Origin of the sequence: Moorena sp. SIO3H5 (assembly GCF_010692395.1) — a bacterium.
GTDB lineage: Bacteria > Cyanobacteriota > Cyanobacteriia > Cyanobacteriales > Coleofasciculaceae > Moorena.
Genome location: NZ_JAAHHS010000742.1, coordinates 1 through 1,570, shown reverse-complemented (window position 1 = coordinate 1,570; position 1,570 = coordinate 1). Strand labels below are relative to the sequence as shown.

Below are 1,570 nucleotides of genomic sequence, written 5' to 3'. Positions count from 1 at the left end.
ACTTGTTTTAAGCGTGGGGTGTATTTCCAGAAAGTAGATGCACGTAAAACCAGCCAGATTTGTCCTAATTGTTTGACACAAACGGGAAAGAAAGAGCTTTCACAACGTACTCACATTTGCTCTGCCTGTGGCTATACAACGGATAGAGATATAGCAGCAGCTCAGGTAGTGGCAATTAGAGGATTAACAGCCGTAGGGCATACGGTGAAGATGCTTGCTGAGGGTAAATTCGTTGGAATCCCATTGAAGCAAGAATCCTCTCGCCTTTAGGCAGAGGAGTGTCAATGGTTACGTTGGTGGGATCAGCAAGGAAAACTGTTGCTGTGGGGTTCGGAGTCGGTCATCTATGAACAGCAACGAGCTGAACAGGAACGGCAACGAGCCGAGCAATTGGCAGCGCAGCTAAGAGCAGCAGGCATCGAGCCAGAGGGATAATTCCTCAACTGGGATATCATATCGATTCCGGTAGCATTGCTCTTTTCAAGCTTGGGTAATTGGAATTGGTCATTGGTCATTGTGATTACTCTCAATCGATGACTTATGGCCGATACATGGAAAAAATAAAAGCCAACGAAAAATTAATTAACATTTAACCAACTAAACATTTCGGCAACGGATAATTGCCAATCTTTAATACTATCTAACACAGGTAAAATTTCTTCATCTGATTTGATCTCTGGCAATTGATTCGGTTTAAATATCATCACTGATTCATCGTCAGGATCAATTAACCAGCCTAATTCTGTTCCCTGGTTCAGACAAAATAGAATTTTTTTGATAACTTTATTGGCAGATTGCTCAGGAGACAGAATTTCGATTACCCAATCAGGATAAAGCTCAAATTTATTGGCAATTCTTCCTTTTTCGGTTTTGGGAATACGATTCCAACTAAATACTGTAATATCTGGGACAATAGAACGTCCACCAAAAGTACATCTTAATTCAGTGAAAGCATGGGCAATTTTTTTCAGCAAAACAACGTCATTAATCGCTGTAGCAAGACGAGTTTGTAAGGTACTATGTTCTCCTTGAGGCATAGGTTTTTGTTCAATTTGTCCATTGACATATTCACTAGCAGGTTTGGTTTCAGGAATTTCTAAAAATTCCGCCAGGGTCAAGGTTTGTCTAATTTGATTTACAGCAACCATTTATGACCTCCTGTTTCTTGGATTTTAAGTAAGCATTCAGCGGTCAGCCGTCAGCCGTCAGCCGAAGGCTCACGCGTGCGCGTTCAGCTTATTTTATTCAAAAGCTGTTGCTGTAGCGTGTGCTATGGACATAAACTGTTCCCGTAGCGTGGCCACAGGCCTTTGGCTGATAGCTGATAGCTGAATGCTTAAGATTTTAACTGTTGATGGATTCAGTTCCAGTCATGCCTACCAGAAAAGCGATGCTCGGTACGAGCCGCTACGCGATGAAGCGTTTCGGCAAAGCCGACGCTACGCGAACGCGAAGCGTGGCCTACGGCCTCAGCTTCCGCTAAAAGCGATTAGCCCGAAGGGCTACGCTACGCGATCGCATCCTAAGCTGGTGTGCATTTAAATTGGTTATTACCTGTTCCCTGTTCCCA

General features: G+C 43.4%; 3 protein-coding genes and 1 pseudogene. 3 read left to right on the top strand and 1 reads right to left on the bottom strand.

Annotated features, from left to right (window positions below):
• Together F6K52_RS36150 and F6K52_RS36145 are read left to right on the top strand one after the other, a co-directional pair.
• The coding region (locus F6K52_RS36150; protein ID WP_293090019.1) for a zinc ribbon domain-containing protein at nt 1–270 on the top strand (270 nt) is incomplete at its 5' end.
• A 15-nt stretch (nt 271–285) separates the two neighbouring features.
• Nucleotides 286–435: pseudogene (locus tag F6K52_RS36145) on the top strand (Uma2 family endonuclease); the annotation flags it as partial.
• Between the two features lie 143 nt (nt 436–578).
• On the opposite strand, the gene F6K52_RS36140 reads toward F6K52_RS36145, so the two are convergent.
• Entirely contained in the window at nt 579–1,148 is a 570-nt protein-coding gene (locus F6K52_RS36140) for a Uma2 family endonuclease (protein ID WP_293090017.1), read from the bottom strand.
• A gap of 184 nt (nt 1,149–1,332) precedes the next feature.
• Here F6K52_RS36140 and F6K52_RS36135 point away from each other — a divergent pair, with 184 nt between their 5' ends.
• Entirely contained in the window at nt 1,333–1,542 is a 210-nt protein-coding gene (locus tag F6K52_RS36135) for a hypothetical protein (protein WP_293090014.1), read from the top strand.
• The last annotated feature ends 28 nt before the right edge of the window (nt 1,543–1,570 follow it).

Excerpts from the sequence above, each read along its gene's own strand:
- F6K52_RS36135 (WP_293090014.1), top strand. The coding sequence starts at position 1,333 with ATGCTTAAGATTTTAACTGTTGATGGATTCAGTTCCAGTCATGCCTAC.
- F6K52_RS36140 (WP_293090017.1), bottom strand. The coding sequence starts at position 1,148 with ATGGTTGCTGTAAATCAAATTAGACAAACCTTGACCCTGGCGGAATTT.